Consider the following 26703-nt stretch of genomic DNA (forward strand, 5'->3'; position numbering starts at 1 on the left):
GCTCGACTAGCCGGCCAGCGTCTGCGACGGCAGCTCCTGGTACGCCGCCCGGTAGGCCTGGGAGAAGCGCCCGAGGTGGAAGAACCCCCAGCGGGCGGCGACCTCGGTGACCGAGGTCGTGCTCGGGTCGGCGTCGACGAGGTCGCGGCGCACCCGCTCCATCCGGGTGCGGCGCAGCTGCTCGAGGGGGCTGGTCCCCAGCTCGCGCTGGAAGGCCTCCTGCAGGGTCCGGGCGGAGACGCCGACGTGTCCGGCGAGCTCCGCGAGCCGCCAGGCCCGCTCGGGCTCGGACTCGATCAGCTGGACGACGGCGCGCACCACCCGGGATCCAGGCACCGGCGCGGGCGCGACAGCGCCGCTGCTGTTGGGCTGCGCCGCCAGCAGCCCGGAGATGAGCGTCTGCTCGAAGTGGGTGGCGGCCAGCGGTGAGCGGAAGAGCGCTCCCCCGGCCTCGATGTCGTCGAGGGCGAGGTGGACCAGACGGAGCCAGGCCCGCAGCGAGGGGGCCTCGAGGTCCATCATCGGGTCGAAGACCACCGGCGTCCCGCACCCGTGTCCCTCGCCGGCCAGCTCCTCCACCGCCTGGCGGCGGAGGTAGACGAGGAGCTGCTCGCAACCGTCGCTCCACAGCATGTCGACCGGCTCGGTCGGCGAGCCCAGCGACGCGTGGGTGCGGTCCGAGGCGACGACCCGGTCGCCGACCTTGACCCGGGCGGTGCCGGCGAGGGGCACCTGGACCAGGAAGAAGTCGTCGAACCGGCCCGGCGTGATCCGGACCTCGTCGCCGTAGCGCAGGTAGTTGAGCGTCACGTCGCCGCCGATGGCCGCCGCGTTGTGGACCATGTCGAGCCGGCCCGAGGCCCGGGTCAGCGTCAGCCGATGCGCGCAGAACCGCCGCGCGACCTCGTCCCGGGCCTGCTCCAGCTCGACGGTGGCGATCTGGCGGTGCCGGGAGAGAAGGGTCGTGGCCATCGGAACGCTCCTGTGGGTCGCTGCTGACCTATTGCCGCACCCGGACCGGTGATATGTCAACAGATCCACGGTCGTCGCACGGCACGAATGTCGTCGTCAGCTCTCGGGACGCACCAGCCGCTCGTCGGGGATGACCGCGACGCCCATGATCTCGATCAGCGCCTCCGGCTGCCACAGACCGGTGGTGCCGATGCCGGCCATGGCCGGGTAGACGGGGCCGGCGAGCTCGCGCCACACCCTGCCGATCTCGCGACCGTGGGCCTGGTAGTCGGGGATGTCGGTGAGGAAGATCGTGATGCTCACCAGGTCCTCGGGGATCCCGCCGGCCTCCCGCACGGTCGCGAGCACGTTGCCGAACGCCTGGCGGAACTGCTCGACGATGCCACCGGGGACGATCCGCATCTCCTTGTCGAGGGCCGTCTGGCCACCGAGGTAGAGCGTGTTGCCGCTCAGCGTGCCGTGCGAGAAGCCGCTCGGGACGGGCAGGGCGGCGGGGTTGACGGCCAGCGGCATGAGATCGGTCGGCATCGCGGTCTCCTCGGGGGTCACGGAACTTCGGGCTCACCGGAACTTCGGGTGGACGCCACCGTAGCAATCTATTGACATCACAGCAATGAACGTGTGCAGAATGAAATATCGGTTCGACCGCCTGAGCAGAAGGAGCACCGGATGCGGCTCGCCAGCGTCACGATCCCCGACGGGGGCACGACCGCCGCCGTCCAGCACCCGGACGACGCCGACGGCGCGTGGCACGCCCTGCCCGCCCCCGACCTGTCGGCACTGTTCGCCGCCGCGGACGCCGACGGCGGCTGGGACGCCGCTCGGCTCGCCGACGGCGCGGGCCCGGTCGTGGCCGGCGCGGTCCCGGTGCTCCCGGTGCCGCGACCCGGCAAGGTGATCTGCTGCGGCCTCAACTACGGCGAGCACATCCGGGAGACCGGGCGCGAGCTGCCGGCGTACCCGACGCTCTTCGCGAAGTTCGCCGACACGCTGACCGGTCCCACCGACGACCTGGTGCTCCCCGCCGGCGCGCAGTGGGACTGGGAGGCCGAGCTCGCCGTCGTCGTCGGCCGCACGCTGCGGCGGGCCGGTCGCGACGAGGCGCTGGCCGCGATCGCCGGCTACACCGTGGCCAACGACCTCTCCGCCCGCGACTGGCAGTACCGCACCCTGCAGTGGCTGCAGGGCAAGGCCTGGGACGCCTCGACGCCGGTCGGCCCGGTCCTGGTGACTCCCGACGCGCTCGATCCGACCGCGGGAGTCGACGTGGTCTGCCGGGTCAACGGCGAGGAGGTACAGCGCGAGAGCACCGCGACCCTGGTCTTCGACGCGGCCGCGCTGCTCGCCTACGTCTCGACCTTCGCCACCCTGCGCCCCGGCGACCTGGTGCTCACCGGCACCCCCGGCGGCGTCGGGGTCGCGCGCGACCCGCAGCGCTTCCTCGCCGACGGCGACATCCTGGAGACCGAGGTCTCCGGCATCGGCACCCTGCGCAACACCGTCCGCCTCACCCCCGCCCTCACCTCCCTCACCTCCCTCACCTCCCTCACCTAGGAGCCCTCATGGAGCCAGACCTCAGCAAGTACGAGCTGATCGGGGACAACTCGGTCTACGCCAACGAGAGCGGCATCGTGGTGCCGGTCGTGACCCGCGCCGGCTTCGAGCCCGACCTGACCGGCCAGAGCGAGGGCGCCACCCGGGTCTCCGGCGTGAGCATCCAGCACACGCCCGCCACGAGGATCTGGTTCGGCAAGGTGCACAACCTCGCCGGCTACCGCTCGGTCCCCCACCACCACGGGGAGGCCGAGACCGGGGGCTACGTGCTCTCCGGCCGGGCCCGGATCTACTTCGGAGAGAGGTTCGAGGACTACATCGACATGTCCGAGGGCGACTGGGTGTTCGTGCCGCCGTTCATGCCGCACGTCGAGTGCAATCTCGACCGCAACAACCCGCTCACCTGGATGACGACCCGCACCCCCGAGAACATCGTCGTCAACCTGCCGCAGGTCACCGACGGCGAGCTGCCCGACTGGACGGACCGGCCGTGAACCCCACCTCCCGGATCTTCACCGACGCCGTCACGCTCAAGGAGTGCCCGGCCGAGGTCTTCGACCACGCCTTCACCGCGACCACCCAGCCCTGCCCGTGGCCCAAGGCGTACGGCGGCGACATGGTCGCCCAGGCCCTCGTGGCCGCGTCGCGCACGGTCCCCGGGGGCCCCGGCGGCAAGAGCATGCACTCCATGCACTCCTACTTCATGCGCCCCGTCGACATCGGCGCCGAGGTCCGCTACGAGGTCGAGGTGCTCCGCGACGGGCGCGGCTACAGCACCCGCCAGGTGCGCGGCTTCCAGAACGGCAAGCCGGTCTACGTCTGCATGGCGAGCTTCGCGGCGGGCGAGCCGGGCGGGTCCTTCCAGGCGTCGATGCCCGACGACCTGCCCGGGCCGGAGACACTGCCGACCTCCGCGGCCTACCTCGCCGAGCGCAGCGGCGGCACGATGACCGAGGTGTCCAAGGACTACTGGCAGCACGGACGCAGCTTCGACATGCGGCACGTTCCGGGCCCGGTCTACCTCACCGTCGAGGGCGAGCGGAGCCCGCACCAGGCCATCTGGGTGCGGCCGTACGACGCTCTGCGCGACGTCGAGGGGCTCACCGCCGAGCAGCGCGACACCGCGGCGCTCGCCTACGTCTGCGACTACACGATCCTCGAGCCCGCGCTGCGGGTCCTCGGCCTGGCCTGGGCCGACGAGGGCCTGGTGACGGCGAGCCTCGACCACGCGATGTGGTTCCACCGGCCGGTCCGCATGGACGACTGGCTGCTCTACGCCCAGGAGGCGCTCTCGGTCGAGGACGGCCGGGGCATGGCGGTCGGCCGGTTCTTCACCACCGACGGCACCCTCGTCGCGAGCGTCGTCCAGGAGGGCATGATCCGCGCGGCGGTGTCGCCGTGAGCAGGCTGAGCCCGAGCGGGTACGCCGACACCTTCGCCCGCGACCACCTGCCGCCGGCGTCGCAGTGGCCCGTGCTGGAGTTCACCACGCCGCTGCTCCAGTACCCGCAGCGGCTCAACGCCGGCGCGGAGCTGATCGACGCGGTCGCGACGCGGGCACCCGACCGACCCGCGCTGCGGACCCCCGACGGCACCGTCTGGACGTACGGCGAGCTGCTCGCCCGAGCCAACCAGGTCGCCCACGTGCTCGTCGACGACCTCGGCCTGGTCAGCGGCAACCGGGTGCTGCTGCGCTCCCCCAACAACCCGTGGACCGTCGCGGCGTGGCTCGGCGTCCTCAAGGCCGGCGGCATCGTCGTGACCACGATGGCGGCGCTGCGGGCGACCGAGCTGACGCCCATCGTGGAGCGGACCCGGCCCACCGTCGCGCTGGTCGACCACCGCGTCGCCGAGGACGTGCGTGCCGTCCGGGACGCGGTCGCGCCCGCCCTCGCCGTGGTCACCTACGGCAGCGACGACCCCGCCGACCTCGACGACCTCGTGCGCAGGTGCGCCGGCAAGCCGACCGCGTTCGCCGCCGTCGACACCGCCGCCGACGACGTCGCGCTCTTCGCGCCCACCTCCGGCACCACCGGCGTCCCCAAGATCACCACGCACTTCCACCGCGACGTGCTGTCGATCGACAACACCTTCGGGCGTGCGGTCCTCGATCTCGGACCCGACGACCTCGTCGCCTGCTCGGCGCCGTTGGCCTTCACCTTCGGGCTCGGCATGCTCGTGGTCTTCCCGCTCCGGGCGGGCGCCTGCGCGCTGCTCACCGAGGCGGCGTCGCCGACCGACCTGGCCGACCTGGTCGCCGAGCACGGCGTGACGGTGCTCGCGACCGCGCCGACGGCGTACAAGAAGATCCTCCGCTCCGAGCGCGCCGGCCGGCTCGCCGGGCTCCGGGTCGCCGTCACCGCCGGCGAGCACATGCCCGCGGCGACCCGCGAGGAGCTGCGGGCCGCGACCGGGCTGGACGTGGTCGACGGCATCGGCGGCACCGAGATGCTGCACATCTTCATCTCCGCCGCGGGCGAGGACATCCGTCCCGGCACCGTCGGCCGGCCGGTGCCGGGCTTCCGCGCGGCGATCCTCGACCTCGACGGCAACGAGCTCGGCCCCGGCGTCGAGGGCCGGCTCGCCGTCATCGGCCCGGTCGGCTGTCGCTACCTCGACGACCCGCGCCAGGCCGACTACGTCGTCAACGGCTGGAACGTCACCGGCGACACCTTCGTCCGCGACGAGGACGGCTACTTCTCCTACCGCGCGCGCACCGACAACATGATCGTCTCCTCCGGCTACAACATCGGCGGCCCGGAGGTCGAGATCGCGCTCGAGTCGCATCCCGACGTCGTCGAGACGGCGGTCGTCGGGCGGCCCGACCCCGACCGCGGGGCGATCGTGTGCGCGTTCGTCGTCCTCCGCGACGGAGTGAGCGGCGACGCGGCGAAGGCCGTCGAGCTGCAGGACCACGTCAAGAGCCGGCTGGCTCCCTTCAAGTACCCGCGGGACGTGCGCTTCGTCGCGTCCCTCCCCCGCAACGCCAGCGGAAAGCTGCAGCACTTCAAGCTGCGCGAGATCGTCGGATCGGAGACCTGACATGAAGATCGCCATCGCCGGCGGCGGGCCCGGAGGGCTCTACTTCGCCGCACTGATGAAGCAGCTCGACCCCGCCCACGAGGTGACCGTGTGGGAGCGCAACGCCCCCGAGGACACGTTCGGCTTCGGCGTGGTCTTCTCCGACGAGACCCTCGGCAGCATCGAGGGCGCCGACCAGGTCGTGCACGACCGGATGGAGGCACGGTTCGCGCGCTGGACCGACATCGACGTGGACGTCGACGGGACGTCCTACACGATCGGCGGCCAGGGCTTCGCCGCGATGAGCCGCAAGGAGCTCCTCCAGATCATGCAGGAGCGGGTCGCCGAGCTCGGCGTCACCGTGCACTACCGCACCGAGGCGCCGGACGTGGACGTGCTGCGGGCGTCGTACGACCTCGTGCTGGCCGCCGACGGTCTCAACTCGACGATCCGGACCAAGCACGCCGACGTCTTCGGCCCCTCGCTCGACCGCCGGCACAACAAGTACATCTGGCTCGGCACCGACCTGGTCTTCGAGGCGTTCCAGTTCTTCGTGAAGAACACCGAGTGGGGCACCATGCAGATCCACGGCTACCCCTACTCCGCCACGGGGTCGACGTTCATCGTCGAGATGCACGAGGACGTGTGGCGCCGGGCCGGGTTCGACGCCACCGAGCACGAGGTGTTCGGTCCGGGCGTGTCCGACGAGCACGCCGTCGCCCGGATCAAGGAGATCTTCGCGCGCGAGCTCGCGGGGCACGAGATCCTCACCAACAACTCCAAGTGGCTCAACTTCCACACCGTGCGCAACGAGCGCTGGCACCACGAGAACGTCGTGCTGCTCGGCGATGCCGCGCACACCGCGCACTTCTCGATCGGCTCGGGCACCAAGCTCGCCATGGAGGACGCCCTCGCGCTGGCCGCCTGCCTGCACGAGCACCCGACGGTCGCGGACGCGCTGGAGGCCTACCAGAGCGAGCGCAAGCCGGTCGTCGAGTCGACCCAGCGCGCGGCCCAGGCCTCGCTGGAGTGGTTCGAGAACATCGGCAGGTACGCCGACCAGGACCCCACCACCTTCGTGTTCAACCTGCTCACCCGCTCGCGGCGGATCACGTTCGACAACCTCAAGGAACGCGACCCGGGCTTCGCCGGGGTCGTCGAGAGCGCCTTCTCCGAGCGGTACGGCGCCGGGGACGGCGCGCCCGCGATGTTCCAGCCCACCCGCATCGGCCGGCTCGAGCTGCCCAACCGCGTCGTGCTCTCGCCGATGGACATGTACTCCGCCGTGGACGGCGTGCCCGGCGACTTCCACCTCGTGCACCTCGGCAGCAAGGCGATGGGAGGCGCGGGGCTCGTCATGACCGAGATGACGTGCGTGTCGCCCGAGGGCCGGATCACCCCCGGCTGCCCGGGTCTGTGGACCGACGAGCAGCGCGACGCGTGGGCGCGGATCACCTCCTTCGTCCACGAGCGCTCGCCCGCCCGGATCGGCGTCCAGCTCGGGCACTCGGGTCGCAAGGGCTCGACGAAGCTGATGTGGGAGGGCATGGACGTGCCGCTCGACGAGGGCAACTGGGAGGTGATCAGCCCGTCGCCCCTCCCCTACGGTCCCGCCTGCCATGTGCCGCGGGAGGCAACGCGAGCCGATCTCGACCGCGTGGTCGCCGACTTCGTCGCCAGCGCCCGCCGTGCCGTCGAGGCGGGATTCGACCTGGTCGAGGTGCACGCCGCCCACGGCTACCTGCTCTCGGCGTTCCTGTCGCCGATCTCCAACCGGCGCACCGACGAGTACGGCGGCTCGCTGGAGAACCGGCTGCGCTTCCCGTTGGAGGTCTTCGACGCCGTGCGCGGCGCCGTCCCCGAGGAGATCCCGGTGACGGTCCGCATCTCCGCCCACGACTGGATCCCCGACGGCAACACCGACGAGGACGCCGTCGAGATCGCCCGCGCGTTCATCGAGCACGGCGCGGCCGCGATCGACGTCTCGTCGGGGCAGATCAGCAAGGACGAGAAGCCCGCGTTCGGCCGGTCCTACCAGACCCCGTTCGCCGACCGGATCCGGCACGAGGTCGCCGCGCCCGCCGGGGTCGCCGTCATCGCGGTCGGTGCCATCTCGTCGTACGACGACGTCAACTCGATCCTGCTCGCCGGGCGGGCCGACCTGTGCGCACTGGGTCGCACGCACCTCTACGACCCGCAGTGGACTCTCCATGCGGCGGTCGAGCAGGAGTACGAGGGACCGGCCGTCCGCTGGCCCGACCCGTGGCGGGCCGGGCGCCGCCGACCGCCGACGTCGCGCACCGACAAGATCCCGCCGCGGCTGCAGCTGCTGCGCGAGGGCGACGCCGACCTCGTGCACGTGCGCTGGACGCCGGGCCGGGCACCCGCGGCGGTGTGAGGGTGCCCGCGGGCACCCACCGCGGCCGGGTGGAGTGGATCGACACCGACGCCGCGGGCATCCACCACAACACGGCCATCGCGAGGTACGTCGAGTCCGCCGAGGCCGCGCTCATCCGCGGCCTCGGCCTCGACGGCTACTTCCCGGTGGCGCCGCGGGTGCGCTACGAGGTCGACTTCGAGGCGCCGCTGCGCTTCGGCGACGAGGTCGCCGCGACGGTCCGGGTGGAGCGCCTGGGCCGCTCGTCCCTCACCTTCGGCTTCGAGGTGTGGGGCGGTCCCGCCGGGACGCCCCCGGTGCGGGCGGCGCGCGGCCGCTACGTCACCGTCCACCTCGATCCGGCCGGCGGGACCGCGTCGCCCTGGCCGGATGCCTGGCGCGCCGTGCTGGACGTCGCGGAGTAGCGCCCGCGGTCGGGCACAATGCTCCCGATGAGCACCACGGAACCGGCCCCCACCGAGGCCCGCGGGCGCGGTTCGCGGACCGTGGTCGTGAGCTTCCTGGGCGCGGTCGTGCGCCGCATGGGCAACTGGATGCCGATCGGCGGCAGCATCGACCTGCTGGGCCCCCTCGGCCTGGACGGGCCGTCGGTGCGCACCGCCGTCTTCCGGCTCAAGAAGCGCGGCTGGCTCGACTCCGAGAGCCGCGGCGGCATCCGCGGCTACGCCCTCACCCCCGAGGCGCTGCGCTCGCTCGCCGCGGGCGACGAGGTGATCTGGCACAGCCGCCAGTCCGCCGCCCTCGAGGACGGCTGGTGCATCGTCAACTTCTCCGTCCCCGAGGCCGAGCGCAGCAAGCGCCAGCAGCTGCGCGCGCACCTGAGCTCGCTCGGCTTCGGCAACGTCGGGACGGCCATGTGGATCGCCCCGGCGCGGATGCAGGCGGCGGCGGAGCGGGCCATCTCCGAGCTCGGCCTGACCCGCTACAGCGCGGTCTTCGTCGGCGACCACGTCGCCGGTCAGGACCTCGCCTCCCTGCTCTACGAGAGCTGGGACCTGACCGGCATCGACGGGCGCTACCGCGCGTTCATCGACGAGTTCGGGCCCGTCGCCGACGAGATCGACGCCAGCGGCGTGGTCGACCCGCAGCGCGCCTTCACGACCTACCTCACCGTCGTGGACGGCTGGCGGCGACTGCCCTACCGCGACCCCGGCCTGCCCCGCGAGCTGCTCAGTCCCGACTGGAGCGGGCCCGACGCCGTCGCGCTGTTCGAGCGCCTCGTGGCCACCCTGGAGGGCCGCGCGCTGGCGCACGCCGCGCGCCACTGGCCCGTCTCCTGAGAACCTCCCGCGGTTCGCGGATGACGCCCGCGCATTCCGGATAGTGGTGGCCGCCGTCGCTGCCTAGTGTCCCGGTCCACGCGATGTGACGTGCGTCGCAGCGAGGAGCGGAGGAATCCAGCATGAGCGATCTGACCGGTCGGACCGCGATCGTCACCGGCGGCGCGACGCTGCTGGCCCACGGCGTGATCGGCGCCCTGGCCGCGGCCGGCGCCCGCGTGGTGGTCGCCGACATCGACGAGACCGGCGGCACCGCGGCCGAGAAGCTCGGCGACGAGGTCTGGTTCGTCCGGACCGACATCACCGACGACGCCGCGGTCGCGGATCTCGTGGCCGCCACCGTCGAGCGCTTCGGCGGCATCGACATCGTCGTCAACCTCGCCGCGACCTACCTCGACGACGGCTTTGCCACGAGTCGCGGCGACTGGCTCACCGCGCTCGACGTCAACCTGGTCAGCATCGTCGAGGTGGTCCGCGCGGCGCACCCCCACCTGCGGGCCAGCGAGCACGCCGCGGTCGTCAACTTCACCTCGATCTCCAGCAAGGTGGCCCAGACCGGCCGCTGGGTCTATCCCGCGTCCAAGGCGGCGATCGTCCAGCTCACCCGCTCCATGGCCACCGACCTCGCCGGCGACGGCATCCGGGTCAACTCGGTCAGCCCCGGCTGGACCTGGTCGAAGATCATGGACGACCTCTCCGGCGGCGACCGCGCCAAGACCGACCGCGTGGCGGCGCCCTTCCACCTGACCGGCCGGGTCGGGGACGGCGTCGAGATCGGCCGGGTCGTGGCCTTCCTCGTCTCCGACGCCGCGTCGGTCGTCACCGGCGCCGACTGGGCCGCCGACGGCGGCTACTCGGCCCTCGGGCCCGAGCAGGCCGTCCCCACCATCCCGCAGCTCGCCGAGTGAGGAACCCTCCCATGAAGATCGCCATCGTCGGCGCCGGCTTCGCCGGCCTCTCCTCCGCCAAGGTGCTGCGCCAGCTCGGGCACGACGTCACCGTCTACGAGAAGACCCCGGACGTCGGGGGCGTGTGGAGCTCGACCCGCCGCTATCCCGGGCTGAAGACCCAGAACAACAAGGGCACCTACGCGCTCTCCGACGTGCCCATGCCGAAGGACTACCCCGAGTGGCCCTCCGGCGAGCAGGTCCAGAGCTACCTGACGGCGTACGCCGAGCGCTTCGGCCTGCTGCCGCACCTCCGGCTGAACACCGAGGTCGAGCTGGCCGCGCCCACCGAGGGCGGCGGCTGGGACGTCACCACGGCGTCCGGCACCGAGCACTACGACCACCTGGTGCTGGCCAGCGGCATCTTCTCCCGCCCGTTCATCCCGCCGTTCGAGAACCTCGACCTGTTCGAGAAGCTCGGCGGCGAGGTGCTGGCGGCCAGCGACTGGCACGAGCTCGACCAGGTGCGCGGCAAGCACACCGTCGTGGTCGGCTACGGCAAGTCCGCCTGCGACATCACCGTGGAGATCTCGAAGGTCGCCGCGTCGACCACCGTGGTGGCGCGCGAGCTGCTCTGGAAGATGCCGCGCAAGGTCAAGGGCGTCCTCAACTACAAGTACCTGATGCTCACCCGGCTGGGTGAGGGCCTCTTCCGCTATCGATCGGTGGCCGGCCCGGAGCGGCTGCTGCACGCCCGCGACTCCGCCATGGCCAACGGCATGCTCGGCAGCGTCGAGAAGGTCACCACCAAGCAGCTCGGGCTCGAGGAGCTCGACCTGGTGCCCGAGGGGCAGTTCTCCGACATCGCGCGCTCGACGGTCTCGCTGGCCTCCGAGGGCTTCTTCGAGGGCGTCGCCGAGGGCCGGATCGACGTCCAGCGCGACACGATCATCGAGCGCTTCGTCGAGCAGGACGGCAAGCCGTTCGCCGAGCTCAGCAACGGCTCGATGATCCCCGTCGACGTGGTCGTCGCGGCGACCGGCTGGTCGCAGGACCTGCCGTTCCTGCCGCCGGAGGTCATGGACAAGCTGACCGACGAGAACGGCGACTACCTGCTCTACCGCCAGATCCACCCGATCTACCTTCCGGACCTGAGCTTCGCCGGCTACAACTCGTCGTTCTTCTCGCCGCTCTCGGCCGAGGTGTCGGCGATCTGGATCGGCTCGATGCTCGGCGGCAACCACACCCTGCCCAGCACCACCGAGATGCACGTCGCGGTGCGCGACCGGCTGGCCTGGATGCGGGAGCGGACGCGCGGCCAGCACGCCCGCGGCACCAACATCATCCCGTTCTCGGTGCACAACATCGACGAGGTGCTCTCCGACGTCGGTCTCAACGTCGGACCGCTCACCCGCGCCCGCCAGTGGCTGCTGCCGATCAACCCCAGCAACTACCGCAAGATCACGCCGCGACTGGCCCGCCGGCTGGGCGTGTCGGCCTCATGAGCCGGCACTACGACGCCGTCGTCGTCGGCGCCGGGATCAACGGGCTCGTCGCCGCGGCCGACCTGGCCGGGGCGGGCTGGCGGGTCGCGGTCGTCGAGGAGCGCGACCGGCTCGGCGGGTTCATCGCCTCCGACGAGCTGACCGCGCCCGGCTTCGTGCACGACACCTTCAGCTCGTGGCACCCGCTCTTCGTCGCCGGCGGCGGCTACGCCACGCTCGGCGAGGACCTGCACCGGCACGGGCTCGTCTACCGCAACGCCGAGGGGCCCGTCACCGCGTCGGTCTCCGAGCGCGGCACCGTGGTCGCCGACCGCGATCCCGAGAAGACGGCGGTCGACTTCGCGCACGCCGACGACGCCCGCGCCTACGCCGAGCTGCTGGGCCAGCTCGACCAGTGGGCACCCCACGTGTTCGGCGCCCTCGGCTCCGAGCTGCGCACCGGCGACCTCGCCCGCCTCGGGCACGGCGCGCTGCGCGGCCTCGGCCGGGACGGCCTGGGCGAGCTGATGCGGGTCTCGACCCAGTCCGGTCGCGGCCTGGTCCGCGAGCGCTTCGCGGGCTTCGAGGTCGACCAGCTCTGGTCGCCCTGGCTGCTGCATGCCGGCCTCGCCCCCGACCAGGCGACCGGCGGGCTGATGCTGCCGGTGATGGCGTTCACCATGCACGCGGTCGGGCTGCCGGTCGTCGAGGGCGGCGCCGGCCACTTCGTCGCCGCCTTCGCCGGCCTGCTCGCCGAGCGCGGGGTCGACGTCCTGCCGGGGACGTCGGTCGACCGGATCGTGGTGCGCGACGGCCGGGCCGTCGCCGTCGAGGCGGGCGGCGAGCGCCTCGTCGCCGGCCGCGCCGTGCTCGCGTCGACGTCGACCCGCCGGCTCTACGAGCAACTGCTCTCCCCCGGCGACGTGGGGGACGCCGGCCGACGGGCCGTCGCCCGGCACCGACCGGGACGCGCTGCCACGCAGATCCACCTCGCGCTCGAGCGTCCCGTCCGCTGGAGCGACAGCCGTCTCGACGCCGTACCCCTGATCCACGTCAGCAACGGCGCCGACAGCACCGCGATCGCCTGTGCCCAGGCCGAGGCCGGGCTGCTGCCCTCGGCCCCCACGGTCGTGGTCGGCCAGCAGTGCGTGCTCGACCCGACCCGCGCGCCGTCAGGCCGGGCGACGCTCTGGCTGCAGCTCCAGGAGGTGCCGTGGGCGCCGGCCGGCGACGCCGCCGGCGAGATCGACGTCCGCGACGGGTGGAGCGCCGAGGTCGCCGACGCGTACGCCGACCGCGTGCTCGCCAGGGTCGCCGAGCACGCCCCCGGCCTGGCCGACACGGTCATCGCCCGCCACGTCATCTCGCCCACCGCCCTCAGCGCCGCCAACGCCAACGCGGTCCACGGCGACCCGTACGGCGGCGCCGCCGAGCTCGACCAGTCGCTCCTGTGGCGCCCCGGCACGGGCACCGGTCACCGCACCGGAGTGGCCGGGCTCTTCCACATCGGGGCGTTCACCCACCCCGGCCCCGGCCTCGGCGGCGGCTCCGGTCACCTCGTCGCCCAGCAGCTCCTCACCGTCCGCGGCCTGCGCCGCCTCCCCGAAAGGTTCCGCCGATGACCACGATCCCCAGCACGACCACCGCCCTCGACGGCCTGCTCGCCGCTCTCGCGACCGGCGCCGCGACGGTCGTCGACCTGACCGCACCGCTCTCGTCGGAGACACCGATCCTCCAGCTGCCCGAGCCCTTCGCGAACACCATCCCCCTCTCCCTGGAGAAGGTCAGCGACTTCGACGCGGACGGTCCGTTCTGGGGCTGGCACAACATCCACACCGGCGAGCACACCGGCACGCACCTCGATGCCCCGACCCACTGGGCGACGGGTCGCGACGGTCACTCGGTCGACCGGATCCCGCCGTCCCGCCTGGTCGGTCCCGCCGTCGTCATCGACTTCACCGTCGAGGCCGAGGCGGACCCCGACCTGCTGCTGGGACCCGAGCACTTCGAGGCGTACGTCGCGCAGCACGGCCCGCTGCCCGAGGGCGCCTGGCTGCTGTTCCGCACCGGCTGGAGCAGGTACAGCCGCGATGCCGAGGCGTTCGCCAACGCCGACCAGAACGGTCCGCACACGCCCGGCGTCTCGGCCGACGGCGCCCAGTGGCTCGCGGCGTCGTCGATCAGCGGCTTCGGAGTGGAGACGGTCGGCATCGACGCGGGACAGGCAGGCCGCCTAGAGCCGCCCTTCCCGGTCCACCACTACCTGCTCGGGGCCGACAAGTACGGCCTGACCCAGCTGCAGAACCTCGACCGGCTGCCGCGGACCGGCGCGGTGCTGATCGTCGCGCCGCTCCCGATCGTCGGCGGCACGGGCTCGCCGGCCCGCGCGCTCGCGATCGTCCCCGCCTGATGGCTGAGCGGTCCTTCGCCCACGAGGTGCTGAAGCTGCGCGCCGGGGCGGGCACCACCTTCTCCGGCGAGGGCATCCTCGCCGTCACCAAGGCGCTGCTGCAGTCCGGCGTCGCCTACGTCGGCGGCTACCAAGGTGCGCCGATCTCCCACCTGATGGACGTGCTGGGCGACGCGCACGAGATCCTCGAGGAGCTCGGGGTCTACTTCGAGAACAGCGCCTCGGAGGCCACCGCGGCCGCGATGCTGGCCGCGTCGGTGAACTACCCGCTGCGGGGTGCGATCACCTTCAAGTCGACGGTCGGCACCAATGTCGCCTCCGACGCGCTCGCCAACCTCGCCAGCGGCGGCGTCACCGGCGGCGCGCTGGTCATCGTCGGCGAGGACTACGGCGAGGGCTCGAGCATCATGCAGGAGCGCTCGCACGCCTTCGCCATGAAGTCGCAGATGTGGCTGCTCGACCCGCGGCCCAACATCAGCGCCATCGTGGATGCCGTCGAGGCGGGCTTCGAGCTCTCCGAGGCGAGCAGCACGCCGGTGATGCTCCAGCTGCGACTGCGCTCGTGCCACCTCTACGGCAGCTTCACCGCCAAGGACAACCAGCGCCCGCCGATGACGGTGACCGACGCGATCGAGAACCCCGCGCGCCGGCTCGACCGGATCGTGCTGCCGCCGGCGAGCTTCCTGCACGAGAAGGAGAAGATCGAGGACCGCTGGCCGGCCGCGGTCGAGTTCATCAGGAGCCGCGGCCTCAACGAGGTCCTCGGCCCCGACGGGTCAGACACCGCCGACGTCGGCGTCATCGTCCAGGGCGGCGTCTACAACACGCTCAACCGGGCGATGGAGCTGCTCGGCTGCTCCGACGCGTTCGGTAACACCGAGGTGCCGGTCTACGTCATGAACGTGACCTACCCGGTGGTCGACGAGGAGATCCTCGACTTCTGCGCCGACAAGCGCGCCGTGCTGCTGGTCGAGGAGGGGCAGCCCGACTACATCGAGCAGAACCTCAACGCCATCCTGCGCCGGGCCGGCTCGCCGGTCGCGCTGCACGGCAAGGACCTGCTCCCCGTCGCCGGCGAGTACACCGCGGCCGCCGTGACCCGCGGGCTCGACGCCTTCCTGCAGAAGTACCTGCCCGACGTCGTCCGGAGCAGCCCCTCGCTGCTCATGCCCGAGGACGACCCGCGCAGCCCGTTCGCGCCCCGCGTCGACGCCGCCGTCGTCCGGCCGCGGCCGCCGGGGCTGTGCACCGGCTGCCCCGAGCGCCCGATCTTCAGCGCGCTCAAGCTGGCCGAGAAGGAGACCGGCAAGCAGCACCACGTGAGCGCGGACATCGGCTGCCACCTGTTCGCGATCAACGAGCCGTTCAACCTCGGCGCCACGACGATGGGCTACGGCCTGGGCTCGGCCGGCGCCGCGGCGCTCAACTCCAAGGACGCCGACCGCCGCACGATCGCGGTGATGGGCGACGGCGGGTTCTGGCACAACGGCCTGACCAGCGGCGTCGGCAACGCGGTCTTCAACCAGAACGACCAGCTGCTGCTCGTCGTCGACAACGCCTACAGCGCGGCCACCGGCGGCCAGGACGTCCTCTCGTCCCAGGCCGACAGCGTGCTGCGCTCGACCAAGCACCCCATCGAGAAGGCCGTGCGCGGCGTCGGCGTCTCCTGGGTCAGGACGGTCAGCAACACCTACAAGATCGGCGCCCTGCGCGACGTCTTCGTCAAGGCACTGACCACCAAGGAGGCCGGACCCAAGGTCGTCGTCGCGCAGAGCGAGTGCCAGCTCAACCGGCAGCGCCGGGTCAAGCCCCAGCGCGCCAAGGCGATCAAGGAGGGCAAGCGGGTCGTCAAGGAGCGCTTCGGCGTCGACGCCGACACCTGCACCGGCGACCACGCCTGCATCCGGGTCTCCGGCTGCCCGTCGCTGACCATCAAGGCCAACCCCGACCCGATGCGCACCGACCCGGTCGCGACCGTGCTCGACTCGTGTGTCGGCTGCGGCGTGTGCGGCGCCAACGCCCACGCGGCCTCGCTGTGCCCGTCGTTCTACCGGACCGACCTGGTCTACAACCCCCACCGGCGCGACCGCCTGCTGGCCCGGCTGCGCGGCGGCTGGATCGGCCTGCTCACCCGCGGTGTCGAGCGCCGCGCCGCCCGCTACGAGGTGACCTCCCGATGACCACGCCCACCATCCCTGCCGACCTCCCCGCCGACCTCCCCGCCGACGCCGCGAGCTGGGCGGCGGGTCGCCGGCCGATCACGATCGCGATCCTCGCCATGGGCGGCGAAGGCGGTGGCGTCCTCGCCGACTGGATCGTCGCGGTCGGCGAGACCGCCGGCTACCACGCCCAGAACACCTCGGTCGCCGGCGTCGCCCAGCGCACGGGCGCGACCGTCTACTACGTCGAGCTCTACCCGCGGGCCGGCGACCAGACCACCGGCGACCGGGCCACCGGCGACCGGCCCACCGGCGTCCGGACCGAGCCGGTGCTCAGCCTCTTCCCGACCCCGGGGGAGGTCGACGTGGTCATCGCCTCCGAGCTGATGGAGGCCGGCCGCGCCGTCCAGCGCGGCTTCGCCACCCCGGACCGGACGACGCTCATCGCCTCGACCAACCGGGTCTACTCGATGGACGAGCGGCTCGCCCTCGGCGACGGCCGGGTCGACAGCTCCGGCCTGCTCGAGGCGGCGCACGCCGGCTCGCGCAGGCTGATCGCGGCCGACTTCATGAAGCTCGCCGAGGAGGCCCGCAGCGTGATCAGCGCCGCCCTGTTCGGCGCTCTCGCCGGCTCCGGCGAGCTGCCCTTCGAGCGCGTGGCCTTCGAGGACGCGATCCGCGCCTCGGGCAAGGGCGTCGACGCCTCGCTGGCCGCGTTCGCGGCCGGCTTCGACGCCGCCGGCCGCCCCGCTCCCGTGCCGCGCCCGGCTCCCGCAGCCGCCGCGCCCGCCGGCAACGGTCCGGTCCCGATCACCATCGGCCGGCGGCCGGTCGACCCGGCCGAGGAGGCCGCGGCAGAGGAGGAGCGCCGTCGCGACGAGGTGGCGCGCAGCCACCCCGGCCACCTGGTCGGCCCGCACCTGCAGCCGCAGGCCGCGCGGGTCGCCAGCGCGTTCCCGGTCGCCGCGCGCTCGATGCTGCTGCACGGCTGCGTGCGCACGGCCGTCTACCAGGACCCTGCGTATGCCGACCGGTACCTCGACCGCGTCGGTCGACTCGCCGCGCTCGACCCCGACGCCGAGGGGGCCGCCGCCCTCACCACCGAGGCGGCCCGCCACGTCGCCCTCTGGATGACCTACCAGGACACCATCCACGTCGCCCAGCAGAAGATCCGGCGGCACCGGATCGAGGGCGTGCGGGCGGAGGCGAAGGCCGCGCCCGGCCAGCTCGTGAACGTCCGCGAGTACCTCCACCCCCAGGCCGAGGAGATCACCGACACCCTGCCCACCCGCCTCGGGCGCCGACTCGCCCGCTCGGCGTACTTCACCCGTGTCGTCGACAAGATCACCCGCAACGGCATCGTCGTCAACACGACCGGGATCATCGGGTTCACGCTGCTGTGGCTGATGGCCCGCTTCCGCCCGCTGCGCCCGCGCTCGCTGCGCTTCGGGCGCGAGCAGGCCGCGATCGACGCCTGGCTGAACCGCGCGGCCGCCGCCGGCGCGACCGACCCCGAGCTCGCCCGCGAGATCGTCGAGTGCCAGCGCGTCCTCAAGGGCTACGGGGCGACCCACCACCACGGGCAGGAGAGCTTCGGCCTGCTCATGGACGCCGTCGCCTCGATCGCCGGGCGCCCGGACGCCGCGGCCACGCTGGCCGGGCTGCGCACCGCCGCTCTCGCCGACGAGGACGGCACGGCGCTGCGGACCACGCTCAGCGCACTCCCCAGGAGTACGTCTGCTTGCGAAGCTTGAGGTAGACCAGGGTCTCGGTGGACAGCACGCCCGCGATGGTGCGGATCCTGCTGGAGATGATCTCCAGCAGGTGGGCGTCGCTCTCGCAGACCACCTCGGCGAGCAGGTCGAAGGAGCCGGCCGTGATGACCACGTAGTCGACCTCCTTCACCTCCGCGAGGGCGTCGGCGATCGGCTCGAGCTCCCCGGTGGCGCGGATGCCGATCATGGCCTGGCGCGCGAAGCCGATCTCGGTGGGATCGGTGACGGCGACGATCTGCATCACGCCGCTGTCGACCAGCCGCTGGACCCGCTGCCGCACGGCCGCCTCGGAGAGGCCGACGGCCTTGCCGATGGCGGCGTAGGAGCGGCGTCCGTCCTCCTGCAGCTCGGCGATGATGGCCTTCGAGACGTCGTCGAGCGGCGTCGGCTTGGGCTTGGACACGGCCTCGATCCTAGGCAGGTACGGATTTCGTTGCAATCACCTAACTTCCCTTCGGAATCGCTTGTCATGTGACCTAGGTCATGTCACGATCGCCTGGTTCCGTTCCTGGGAGGAGGCGATCGGTGGTTTCTGCCCGTCTGAGTCGCAGAGCGGCGCTCCGCGGGGGTGCCGGGCTCCTGGTCGGCGGCGCCAGTCTCGGCGTCCTCCCTCTGTTCGGTACGCCGGACCGCAAGCAGGATCCCGCCTCCTGCCGGACCCGCGACCTGTCCGCCTCGGATCGGGAGCTCGTCGTCTCCAACTGGCCGGGCTACATCGACGAGGACGACGGCGACTACGTCTCCACCCTCACCGAGTTCCAGGAGCGCACCGGCATCCAGGTCAGCTACACCGCCGACGTCAACGACAACCTGGAGTTCTTCGCGAAGGTCGTCAACCAGCTCGGCTCCTGCCAGTCGTCGAAGCGCGACCTCTTCATGCTCACCGACTGGATGGCGGCGCGGATGATCCAGGTCGGCTGGATCCAGCCGCTGGACGCCGGGAAGGTCCCGAACCTGCACGCCAACCTCATCGACTCGCTCCAGGGGGTCGGCTGGGACCCCGAGCGCACCTACTCCGCTCCCTGGCAGAGCGGCCTCACCGGCATCGCCTACAACCGGTCGAAGGTCAAGGAGGTGCGCTCCTTCGAGGAGCTGCTCTCCCGCGACGACCTGCGCGGTCGGATCTCGCTGCTGACCGAGATGCGCGACACGATGGGCCTGATCATGCTGGCCCAGGGCGCGGACCCGGCCGACTTCGACCAAGACGACTGGGACAACGCGATCGAGCGGCTGCGCAAGGCCCGGGGCGACGGCCAGATCCGCGCCTTCACCGGCAACGACTACATCCAGGACCTGTCCGCCGGGAACATCCTGGCCTGCGAGGCCTGGTCGGGCGACGTCGCCGCCGCGGAGAACGAGGACCTGGTCTTCGTCGCGCCGGAGGAGGGCCAGATGATCTGGTCCGACAACATGCTCGTCCCCAACCTCGCGACCCACCAGGGCAACGCCGAGGAGTGGATCAACTACTACTACGAGCCCGAGGTGGCCGCGAAGCTCGCGGCGTACGTCTGGTACATCTGCCCGGTCAAGGGCGCCCAGGAGGCGATGGAGAAGGTCGACCCGAGCCTCGTCGACAACCAGCTGATCTTCCCGTCCGCCGAGTCCCTGAAGACGATGCACTCGTTCATGGCACTCGAGGAGTTCCAGATCCGCGCCTACGAAGGAGATTTCGCCGATGTCATTGGCGGCTGACAGCGGGGCCCGGAGTCTTCGGCTCACCGCGCTCACCAAGGAGTTCGCCACCTTCACGGCCGTGCGCTCCCTCGACCTGGAGATCCCCGCGGGCACCTTCTTCGCGCTGCTCGGCCCGTCCGGCTGCGGGAAGACGACCACGCTGCGGATGGTGGCCGGCCTCGAGACGCCGACCTCCGGCGCGATTCACCTCGGGGACAGCGAGATCACCTACGAGAAGCCGTACCGGCGGCCGGTCAACACCGTCTTCCAGAACTACGCGCTCTTCCCGCATCTCGACATCCACGAGAACGTCGCCTTCGGCCTGCGCCGCCGCAAGGTCAAGGACGTCGACCAGCAGGTGCGGGAGATGCTGGCGCTGGTCGAGCTCGACGCCCAGGCCCGGAAGAAGCCGCCGCAGATGTCGGGCGGACAGCAGCAGCGGGTGGCCCTGGCCCGGGCGCTGATCAACCGGCCCGAGGTGCTGCTGCTCGACGAGCCGCTCGGCGCGCTCGACCTCAAGCTGCGCCGCTCCATGCAGATCGAGCTCAAGCGGATCCAGACCGAGGTCGGCCTCACCTTCGTGCACGTCACGCACGACCAGGAGGAGGCGATGACGATGGCCGACACGATCGCGGTGATGAACGGCGGCGTGATCGAGCAGCTGGGCTCCCCCGCCGAGCTCTACGAGAACCCGCACACCACCTTCGTCGCCAACTTCCTCGGCCAGTCCAACCTGATCGCCGGCACGGTCAGCAGCGCCGACGCCGACCTCGTGCGGGTCGACATGCACGGCACCCAGGTCTCCATCCCCGCCGACCGCGCCCACGTCCACAGCGGCGCGGGCTGGGTCGGCATCCGGCCGGAGAAGGTGCTCGTCGCTCCCGTCGGCGAGCCGATCGACGCGCCGGGCAACCACATGACCGGCGGCGTCATCACCGACGTCAGCTTCGTCGGCGTCAGCACCCAGTACCTCGTGATGATGCCCTGGGGCCAGGAGCTGATGTCCTTCGAGCAGAACACCGGCCGGCGTCCCGTCCTCGCCACCGGCACCAAGGTCGACGTGTCGTGGCGCCCGGAGTTCGCGTTCCTGCTGCCCGCGAGCCAGGACGTCAACGCCGGCGTCGTCGAGGAGTCCTGATGAGGCGCGGGCGGTTCACCGGCTACTGGCTGATGCTGCCGGCCGGCCTGTGGCTCGCGCTCTTCTTCGTCATCCCGTTCTACTCGCTGCTCGCGACCAGCCTCTTCAATCCCGAGGGCTCGGTCCTGACGGGCTACGACGTCGACTACCGGTTCGCGAACTTCGTCGACGCGCTCCAGCAGTTCTGGGGGCCGCTGGTGCGGTCGCTGTGGTACGCCGCCGTCGCGACCGCGATCTGCCTGGTGCTCGGCTACGTCCTGGCCTACGCGATCGCGTTCAAGGCCGGGCGGTGGCGCACCCTGCTGCTGGTGCTGGTGATCGCTCCGTTCTTTACCAGCTTCCTGGTCCGCACCCTGTCGTGGAAGCTGATCCTGGCCGACGACGGCTTCGTGGTCGACACCCTGCAGTTCCTGCAGATCCTCGGCGACGACGGCCGGTTGCTCGCGACGCCCGTGGCGGTGATCGCAGGGCTGGTCTACAACTTCCTGCCCTTCATGGTGCTCCCGCTCTACGCCAGCCTGGAGAAGATCGACGGGCGGCTGATCGAGGCCGCCGGCGACCTGTACGCCTCCCCGACCCGCGGCTTCCTCAAGGTGACCCTGCCGCTGTCCAAGCCGGGCGTCGTCGCGGGCACGCTGCTGACCTTCATCCCGGCCGCCGGCGACTACATCAACGCCGCGCTGCTGGGCAGCCCCAACCAGCGCATGGTCGGCAACGTCATCCAGAACCTGTTCACCAGCACCGGCGACTACGCGACCGCCGGCGCGCTGTCGGTGGTCCTCATGGCGATCATCGTCGCGATGGTGATGCTCTACATCCGCACGGCCGGGACGGAGGAGCTCGTATGACCCCACTGCAGAGGGCCGGGCGCTGGATCGGCGAGCACCTCGTGCTGGCCGCCGGCCTGCTCGTGCTCGTCTACATGTTCGTGCCGATCGCCGTCGTGATGCTCATGAGCTTCAACGACAACAGCGAGTCCCGCAATGTGTACGCGTTCCGTGACTTCACCTGGAGCAACTGGGCCAACCCCTGCCGCCCGGACGGCATGTGCGAGGCCGTCGTACGCAGCATCGAGATCGGGCTGCTGGCGACCCTCGTGGCGACGATCCTCGGCAGCCTCGCGGCGTTCGCGCTGGTCCGCCACGACTTCGCCGGCCGCTCGGTGGCCAACACCGTGATCTTCCTGCCGATGGCCTCGCCCGAGATCGTGATGGGCTCCTCGCTGCTCGCCCTCTTCGTGGCCGGCGGCTTCGGCGGCCGGCTCGGCTTCGTCACCATCTTCATCGCGCACGTGATGTTCTGCCTGTCGTTCGTCATCGTGACGGTGAAGGCACGACTGGCCGGGCTGGACCAGAACCTCGAACAGGCCGCCATGGACCTCTACGCCAGCGAGTGGACGACCTTCTGGCGGGTGACCTTCCCCCTAGTCTTCCCCGGTGTGGCCGCCGCGGCCCTCCTCAGCTTCTCGCTGTCCTTCGACGACTTCATCATCACCAACCTCAACGCCGGCCAGACCGTCACCTTCCCGATGTTCGTGTGGGGCGTCGCCCAGCGCGGGATCCCGATGCAGGTCAACGTCGTCGGCACGGTCATGTTCTTGATCTCGCTGTTCCTCGTCGTCGGCAACATGCTGGTCACCCGCAAGCGGGTCGCGGCCTGAGCTCCGGGTACGACGAAGCGGCGGCCCGGGCTCCCCACGTCCCGGACCGCCGCTGGGTGCGACGGTGGTTGCTGCCGAGCGTCCCCGGTGGCTACAGCAGCCCTGCCGCCTCGGTGAGGACCGAGCGGAGTCTCTGCTCGATCTCGTCGAAGTGCTCCTGGCCGCAGATCAGCGGCGGGGAGAGCTGGATGACCGGGTCGCCCCGGTCGTCGGCGCGGCAGTAGAGGCCCGCGTCGAAGAGTGCCTTGGAGAGGAAGCCGCGCAGCAGTCGCTCGGACTCCTCCTCGTCGAAGGTCTCCTTGGTGGCCTTGTCCTTGACCAGCTCGATGCCGTAGAAGTACCCGTCGCCGCGCACGTCGCCGACGATCGGCAGGTCGAGCAGCTTCGCGAGGGTGCCGCGGAAGGCGTCCTCGTTCTCGCGCACGCCCTCGAGGACCTTCTCCTCCTCGAAGATCTCGAGGTTCTTCAGCGCCACGGCGGTGGAGACCGGGTGACCGCCGAAGGTGTAGCCGTGGAGGAAGGTCTCCGTGCCGTGGGCGAACGGCTCGTAGACCCGGTCGCTGGCGATCATCGCGCCCAGCGGCGCGTAGCCGGAGGTGATGCCCTTCGCCGAGGTGATGATGTCGGGCTGGTAGCCGTAGCGCTCGGCGCCGAACATGTGGCCGAGGCGGCCGTAGGCGCAGATGACCTCGTCCGAGACCAGCAGGACGTCGTACTGGTCGCAGATCTCGCGCACCCGCTGGAAGTAGCCCGGCGGCGGCGGGAAGCAGCCGCCGGCGTTCTGCACCGGCTCGAGGAAGACGGCGGCGACCGTCTCCGGGCCCTCGTTCTCGATCGCGACGGCGATCTGGTCGGCGGCCCAGCGGCCGAAGACCTCGGGGTCGACGGTGCCGTCGGCGCCCTCCAGGAACGACGGCGCGCGGTAGAGGTTGGTGTTGGGCACCCGGAAGGTCGAGGGCACCAGCGGTTCGAAGGGCGCCTTCAGGCCCGGGAGACCGGTGATCGAGAGGGCGCCCTGGGTGGTGCCGTGGTAGGCGATCGCGCGGCTGATCACCTTGTGCTTCAGCGGCTTGCCCACGAGCTTGAAGTAGTTCTTGGCCAGCTTCCACGCCGACTCGACCGCCTCGCCGCCGCCGGAGGTGAAGAAGACCCGGTTGAGGTCGCCCGGCGCGTGGTCGGCGAGCTTCGCGGCCAGCTCGATCGCGGTGGGGTGGGCGTAGGACCAGAGCGGGAAGAAGGCGAGCTCGGCCGCCTGCTTCGCGGCGGCCTCCGCGAGGTCCGCGCGCCCGTGGCCCAGCTGGCTGACGAACAGCCCGCCGAGCGCGTCGAGGTACTTGCGCCCGTGCGCGTCCCACACGTAGGCGCCGTCGCCGCGGACGATCACCGGCACCTCGGCGGTGTCGTAGGACGACATGCGGGTGAAGTGCATCCACAGGTGGTCCCGGGCGGACTGCTGGAGGGCGTCGTGCGTCGTTGTGTCTACCACCCGACCATCGTGACGCCTCCACGCCGAATCGGCAAGTGAATCCGTTGTCGTTCAGCCGGATGGCGACGGATTTCGTGGCGCCAGGGGTTTCGCGATGTCGACCTGGTGGCTACGCTCCCCAGCCATGACCCCCCTGCGCAACTTCATCGACGGCGCGTCCGTCGACGCCGCCACCGGAGCCGTCTACGACGTCGTCAACCCCGCGACCGGTCGCGCGTACACGACGGCGCCCGCCAGCGGGCCGGAGGACGTCGACCGGGCGATGCGGGCCGCCGAGCGGGCCTTCGAGACGTGGGGGGACACCACGCCGAAGGAGCGCCAGGAGGCACTGCTGCGCATCGCGCAGGCCCTGGAGGACCGGGCCGACGAGTTCGTCCGGGTCGAGTCGGAGAACACCGGCAAGCCCCTCGGCCTCACGGCCGACGAGGAGCTGCCGCCGAGTGTCGACGAGCTCCGGTTCTTCGCCGGCGCGGCCCGGGTCCTCGAGGGTCGCAGCGCGGGCGAGTACCTCAAGGACCACACCTCCTGGGTACGCCGCGAGCCGATCGGCGTGGTCGCGCAGGTCACCCCGTGGAACTACCCGCTCATGATGGCGATCTGGAAGGTCGCCCCGGCGCTCGCGGCCGGGAACACGGTCGTGCTCAAGCCGAGCGACACCACCCCCGCGAGCACGGTGCTGCTCGCCGAGCTGGCCGCGGAGTTCCTGCCGCCCGGCGTGCTCAACGTCGTGTGCGGCGACCGCGACACCGGCCGTGCCCTGATCGAGCACCCCACTCCGCAGCTGGTCGCGATCACCGGTTCCGTCCGGGCGGGCATGGAGGTCGCCGGGTCGGCCGCGGCCGGCCTCAAGCGGGTGCACCTGGAGCTGGGCGGCAAGGCGCCGGTCGTGGTCTTCGACGACGCCGACGTCGCGGCCGCGGCCGAGGCGATCGCGACCGCCGGCTACTTCAACGCCGGCCAGGACTGCACGGCCGCGACCCGGGTGCTCGCCGCCGCGGGCGTCCACGACGACCTGGTCGCCGCGCTCGCCGAGCAGGCCCGCGGCGCCCGCACCGGCCTGCCCGACGACCCCGACGTCCTCTACGGCGCGCTCAACAACCCCGACCAGCTCGCCCGCGTCGCCGGCCTGGTCGACCGGCTGCCCGACCACGCCCGGATCGAGGCCGGCGGCACCCGGCCGACCGTCACCGGCGGCGAGGGCGGCTACTTCTACGACCCCACGGTGGTCTCCGGGCTCCGCCAGGACGACGAGGCGGTCCAGGACGAGATCTTCGGACCGGTCATCACCGTGCAGCGCTTCGCCGACGAGGAGGAGGCCGTGCGCAACGCCAACGACGTCCGCTACGGCCTGTCGTCGAGCGTGTGGACCAGCGACCACGGCCGGGCGATGCGCATGTCGCGCCGGCTCGACTTCGGCGTCGTGTGGATCAACACCCACATCCCCTTCGTCTCCGAGATGCCCCACGGCGGCTTCAAGCACTCCGGCTACGGCAAGGACCTGTCCATGTACGGCCTCGAGGACTACACGCGCGTCAAGCACGTGATGTCCTACACGGGCGCGTGAGCCGACGATGACCGGGATGCGCATCCTGCTCGTCGGCGCCGGCGGCGTGGGCGGCGCCTTCGCCGCGATCGCCGCTCGCCGCGACTTCTACGAGACGATCGTGGTCGCCGACTACGACCCGGCCCGCGCCGAGCGGGCGGCCGCCGTCGACCCCCGCTTCCGGCCGGCCCAGGTCGACGCGTCGTCGGCCGCCTCGGTGACCGCGCTGTGCCGCGAGCACCGGATCACGCACGTGATGAACGCGGTCGACCCCGTGTTCGACATGCCCGTCTTCGAGGGTGCGTTCGCCGCCGGCGCCGACTACCTCGACATGGCGATGTCGCTCTCGCGACCGCACCCCGAGTCGCCGTACGAGCGGACGGGGGTCAAGCTCGGCGACGAGCAGTTCGCCCGCGCCGACGCGTGGGAGGCCGCCGGCCGGCTCGCGCTGGTCGGGATGGGTGTCGAGCCCGGTCTCTCCGACGTGTTCGCGCGCTACGCCGCCGACCACCTCTTCGCCGAGATCGACGAGCTCGGCACCCGCGACGGCGCCAACCTGGTCGTCACCGACGACGACGGCAACGAGATCTTCGCGCCGTCGTTCTCGATGTGGACCACGATCGAGGAGTGCCTCAACCCTCCGGTGATCTGGGAGCGGGAGCGCGGCTGGTTCACCACTCCCCCGTTCAGCGAGCCCGAGGTCTTCGACTTCCCCGAGGGCATCGGCCCGGTCGAGTGCGTGAACGTCGAGCACGAGGAGGTGCTGCTGATGCCCCGGTGGGTCGACTGCCGGCGGGCGACGTTCAAGTACGGCCTGGGCGAGGAGTTCATCACCATCTTGAAGGTGCTGCACACCCTCGGCCTCGACCGCACCGAGAAGGTGCGGGTCAAGGGGGTCGAGGTCTCGCCGCGCGACGTGGTGGCCGCCGTGCTGCCCGACCCTGCGTCCGTCGGGCCGCGGATGACCGGCAAGACCTGCGCGGGGCTGTGGGTGACCGGCACCGGCAAGGACGGGCGACCGCGCTCGACCTACCTCTACCACGTGGTCGACAACGCCTGGTCGATGGCGGAGTACGGCCACCAGTGCGTGGTCTGGCAGACCGCGGTCAACCCGGTCGTCGCACTGGAGCTGCTGGCGACCGGCGCCTGGGAGGGCTCGGGCGTGCTCGGCCCGGAAGCGTTCGACGCGGTCCCGTTCCTCGACCTGCTGGCGGCGTACGGCGCCCCCTGGAGTCAGCGCGAGCAGTGACCCTCCTCGTCGG

Annotated in this window: 23 protein-coding genes; 19 read left to right on the forward strand and 4 right to left on the reverse strand. The window is 71.6% G+C overall.

Going from position 1 to position 26703, the window contains the following annotated elements; translation table 11 throughout:
* Positions 1–6: 6 nt before the first annotated feature.
* Positions 7–972 (reverse strand): AraC family transcriptional regulator, encoded by a 966-nt coding sequence (locus ACPZVR_RS14530; protein WP_436700313.1) that lies wholly within the window; start codon positions 970–972, stop codon positions 7–9.
* Positions 973–1068: 96 nt separating this feature from the next.
* Positions 1069–1500, reverse strand: a complete 432-nt coding sequence (locus tag ACPZVR_RS14535) for a RidA family protein (protein WP_436700314.1) — start codon at positions 1498–1500, stop codon at positions 1069–1071.
* 141 nt (positions 1501–1641) lie between these two features.
* Between ACPZVR_RS14535 and ACPZVR_RS14540 the strand changes: the two genes are divergently transcribed.
* From ACPZVR_RS14540 to ACPZVR_RS14600, 13 genes are all read left to right on the forward strand, one after another.
* Positions 1642–2526: a fumarylacetoacetate hydrolase family protein gene (locus ACPZVR_RS14540; RefSeq protein WP_436700315.1), complete on the forward strand. Its 885-nt coding sequence runs from the start codon at positions 1642–1644 to the stop codon at positions 2524–2526.
* Between the two features lie 8 nt (positions 2527–2534).
* Positions 2535–3020, forward strand: a complete 486-nt coding sequence (locus tag ACPZVR_RS14545) for a cupin domain-containing protein (RefSeq protein WP_436700316.1) — start codon at positions 2535–2537, stop codon at positions 3018–3020.
* A complete protein-coding gene (locus ACPZVR_RS14550; RefSeq protein ID WP_436700317.1) occupies positions 3017–3928 on the forward strand; it encodes an acyl-CoA thioesterase in 912 nt (303 codons plus the stop codon). Before ACPZVR_RS14545 ends, ACPZVR_RS14550 begins: the two co-directional genes overlap by 4 nt.
* Positions 3925–5568, forward strand: a complete 1644-nt coding sequence (locus ACPZVR_RS14555) for an AMP-binding protein (RefSeq protein ID WP_436700318.1) — start codon at positions 3925–3927, stop codon at positions 5566–5568. The genes ACPZVR_RS14550 and ACPZVR_RS14555 overlap by 4 nt, the downstream gene beginning before the upstream one ends.
* Before the next feature lies 1 nt (position 5569).
* Positions 5570–7945 (forward strand): bifunctional salicylyl-CoA 5-hydroxylase/oxidoreductase, encoded by a 2376-nt coding sequence (locus ACPZVR_RS14560; RefSeq protein ID WP_436700319.1) that lies wholly within the window; start codon positions 5570–5572, stop codon positions 7943–7945.
* The gene (locus ACPZVR_RS14565; RefSeq protein ID WP_436700320.1) at positions 7942–8349 is read left to right on the forward strand and encodes an acyl-CoA thioesterase; all 408 of its coding nucleotides are present in this window, start codon (positions 7942–7944) and stop codon (positions 8347–8349) included. The genes ACPZVR_RS14560 and ACPZVR_RS14565 overlap by 4 nt, the downstream gene beginning before the upstream one ends.
* 27 nt (positions 8350–8376) lie before the next feature.
* The gene (locus ACPZVR_RS14570) at positions 8377–9225 is read left to right on the forward strand and encodes a PaaX family transcriptional regulator (protein ID WP_436700321.1); all 849 of its coding nucleotides are present in this window, start codon (positions 8377–8379) and stop codon (positions 9223–9225) included.
* A 122-nt stretch (positions 9226–9347) separates the two neighbouring features.
* Entirely contained in the window at positions 9348–10133 is a 786-nt protein-coding gene (locus ACPZVR_RS14575; RefSeq protein WP_436700322.1) for an SDR family oxidoreductase, read from the forward strand.
* 11 nt (positions 10134–10144) lie between these two features.
* A complete protein-coding gene (locus ACPZVR_RS14580; protein WP_436700323.1) occupies positions 10145–11617 on the forward strand; it encodes a flavin-containing monooxygenase in 1473 nt (490 codons plus the stop codon).
* A complete protein-coding gene (locus ACPZVR_RS14585; protein WP_436700324.1) occupies positions 11614–13218 on the forward strand; it encodes a phytoene desaturase family protein in 1605 nt (534 codons plus the stop codon). Before ACPZVR_RS14580 ends, ACPZVR_RS14585 begins: the two co-directional genes overlap by 4 nt.
* The gene (locus ACPZVR_RS14590; protein ID WP_436700325.1) at positions 13215–14006 is read left to right on the forward strand and encodes a cyclase family protein; all 792 of its coding nucleotides are present in this window, start codon (positions 13215–13217) and stop codon (positions 14004–14006) included. The genes ACPZVR_RS14585 and ACPZVR_RS14590 overlap by 4 nt, the downstream gene beginning before the upstream one ends.
* Positions 14006–16186 (forward strand): thiamine pyrophosphate-dependent enzyme, encoded by a 2181-nt coding sequence (locus ACPZVR_RS14595; RefSeq protein WP_436700326.1) that lies wholly within the window; start codon positions 14006–14008, stop codon positions 16184–16186. Before ACPZVR_RS14590 ends, ACPZVR_RS14595 begins: the two co-directional genes overlap by 1 nt.
* Positions 16183–17919, forward strand: a complete 1737-nt coding sequence (locus ACPZVR_RS14600) for an indolepyruvate oxidoreductase subunit beta family protein (protein ID WP_436700327.1) — start codon at positions 16183–16185, stop codon at positions 17917–17919. The genes ACPZVR_RS14595 and ACPZVR_RS14600 overlap by 4 nt, the downstream gene beginning before the upstream one ends.
* Here the strand turns inward: ACPZVR_RS14600 and ACPZVR_RS14605 are convergent.
* Entirely contained in the window at positions 17879–18343 is a 465-nt protein-coding gene (locus ACPZVR_RS14605) for an Lrp/AsnC family transcriptional regulator (RefSeq protein WP_436700328.1), read from the reverse strand. The genes ACPZVR_RS14600 and ACPZVR_RS14605 overlap by 41 nt on opposite strands.
* 122 nt (positions 18344–18465) lie before the next feature.
* On the opposite strand from ACPZVR_RS14605, the gene ACPZVR_RS14610 reads away from it, so the two are divergent.
* Genes ACPZVR_RS14610 through ACPZVR_RS14625 form a run of 4 tightly spaced genes read left to right on the forward strand, consistent with a single transcriptional unit; the run spans position 18466 to position 22412 of the window.
* Entirely contained in the window at positions 18466–19632 is a 1167-nt protein-coding gene (locus tag ACPZVR_RS14610) for a polyamine ABC transporter substrate-binding protein (protein ID WP_436700329.1), read from the forward strand.
* Positions 19616–20752 carry an ABC transporter ATP-binding protein gene (locus tag ACPZVR_RS14615; RefSeq protein ID WP_436700330.1) on the forward strand — a complete coding sequence of 379 codons (1137 nt, stop codon included), beginning with the start codon at positions 19616–19618 and terminating at the stop codon, positions 20750–20752. The genes ACPZVR_RS14610 and ACPZVR_RS14615 overlap by 17 nt, the downstream gene beginning before the upstream one ends.
* Positions 20752–21600 (forward strand): ABC transporter permease, encoded by an 849-nt coding sequence (locus ACPZVR_RS14620; protein WP_436700331.1) that lies wholly within the window; start codon positions 20752–20754, stop codon positions 21598–21600. The genes ACPZVR_RS14615 and ACPZVR_RS14620 overlap by 1 nt, the downstream gene beginning before the upstream one ends.
* Positions 21597–22412, forward strand: coding sequence for an ABC transporter permease (locus tag ACPZVR_RS14625; protein ID WP_436700332.1), 816 nt, complete (start codon positions 21597–21599; stop codon positions 22410–22412). The genes ACPZVR_RS14620 and ACPZVR_RS14625 overlap by 4 nt, the downstream gene beginning before the upstream one ends.
* Before the next feature lie 91 nt (positions 22413–22503).
* Here the strand turns inward: ACPZVR_RS14625 and ACPZVR_RS14630 are convergent, their stop codons facing one another.
* Complete coding sequence (locus ACPZVR_RS14630) at positions 22504–23898, reverse strand: aspartate aminotransferase family protein (protein WP_436700333.1); 1395 nt, start codon at positions 23896–23898, stop codon at positions 22504–22506.
* A 124-nt stretch (positions 23899–24022) separates the two neighbouring features.
* Between ACPZVR_RS14630 and ACPZVR_RS14635 the strand changes: the two genes are divergently transcribed.
* Positions 24023–25462, forward strand: a complete 1440-nt coding sequence (locus ACPZVR_RS14635) for a gamma-aminobutyraldehyde dehydrogenase (protein ID WP_436700334.1) — start codon at positions 24023–24025, stop codon at positions 25460–25462.
* A 16-nt stretch (positions 25463–25478) separates the two neighbouring features.
* On the forward strand, positions 25479–26690 hold the full coding sequence (locus ACPZVR_RS14640) for a saccharopine dehydrogenase family protein (protein ID WP_436700335.1): 1212 nt from the start codon (positions 25479–25481) through the stop codon (positions 26688–26690).
* The last annotated feature ends 13 nt before the right edge of the window (positions 26691–26703 follow it).

The organism is Nocardioides segetis, from assembly GCF_051390595.1.
GTDB lineage: Bacteria > Actinomycetota > Actinomycetes > Propionibacteriales > Nocardioidaceae > Nocardioides.

Bases quoted from the DNA above. Each gene is read 5' to 3' on its own strand.
- ACPZVR_RS14600 (WP_436700327.1), top strand. From the start codon at position 16,183: ATGACCACGCCCACCATCCCTGCCGACCTCCCCGCCGACCTCCCCGCC.
- ACPZVR_RS14575 (WP_436700322.1), top strand. From the start codon at position 9,348: ATGAGCGATCTGACCGGTCGGACCGCGATCGTCACCGGCGGCGCGACG.
- ACPZVR_RS14590 (WP_436700325.1), top strand. From the start codon at position 13,215: ATGACCACGATCCCCAGCACGACCACCGCCCTCGACGGCCTGCTCGCC.
- ACPZVR_RS14545 (WP_436700316.1), top strand. From the start codon at position 2,535: ATGGAGCCAGACCTCAGCAAGTACGAGCTGATCGGGGACAACTCGGTC.
- ACPZVR_RS14585 (WP_436700324.1), top strand. From the start codon at position 11,614: ATGAGCCGGCACTACGACGCCGTCGTCGTCGGCGCCGGGATCAACGGG.
- ACPZVR_RS14620 (WP_436700331.1), top strand. From the start codon at position 20,752: ATGAGGCGCGGGCGGTTCACCGGCTACTGGCTGATGCTGCCGGCCGGC.
- ACPZVR_RS14560 (WP_436700319.1), top strand. From the start codon at position 5,570: ATGAAGATCGCCATCGCCGGCGGCGGGCCCGGAGGGCTCTACTTCGCC.
- ACPZVR_RS14530 (WP_436700313.1), bottom strand. From the start codon at position 972: ATGGCCACGACCCTTCTCTCCCGGCACCGCCAGATCGCCACCGTCGAG.
- ACPZVR_RS14570 (WP_436700321.1), top strand. From the start codon at position 8,377: ATGAGCACCACGGAACCGGCCCCCACCGAGGCCCGCGGGCGCGGTTCG.
- ACPZVR_RS14615 (WP_436700330.1), top strand. From the start codon at position 19,616: ATGTCATTGGCGGCTGACAGCGGGGCCCGGAGTCTTCGGCTCACCGCG.
- ACPZVR_RS14595 (WP_436700326.1), top strand. From the start codon at position 14,006: ATGGCTGAGCGGTCCTTCGCCCACGAGGTGCTGAAGCTGCGCGCCGGG.
- ACPZVR_RS14540 (WP_436700315.1), top strand. From the start codon at position 1,642: ATGCGGCTCGCCAGCGTCACGATCCCCGACGGGGGCACGACCGCCGCC.
- ACPZVR_RS14580 (WP_436700323.1), top strand. From the start codon at position 10,145: ATGAAGATCGCCATCGTCGGCGCCGGCTTCGCCGGCCTCTCCTCCGCC.
- ACPZVR_RS14535 (WP_436700314.1), bottom strand. From the start codon at position 1,500: ATGCCGACCGATCTCATGCCGCTGGCCGTCAACCCCGCCGCCCTGCCC.
- ACPZVR_RS14635 (WP_436700334.1), top strand. From the start codon at position 24,023: ATGACCCCCCTGCGCAACTTCATCGACGGCGCGTCCGTCGACGCCGCC.
- ACPZVR_RS14625 (WP_436700332.1), top strand. From the start codon at position 21,597: ATGACCCCACTGCAGAGGGCCGGGCGCTGGATCGGCGAGCACCTCGTG.
- ACPZVR_RS14640 (WP_436700335.1), top strand. From the start codon at position 25,479: ATGCGCATCCTGCTCGTCGGCGCCGGCGGCGTGGGCGGCGCCTTCGCC.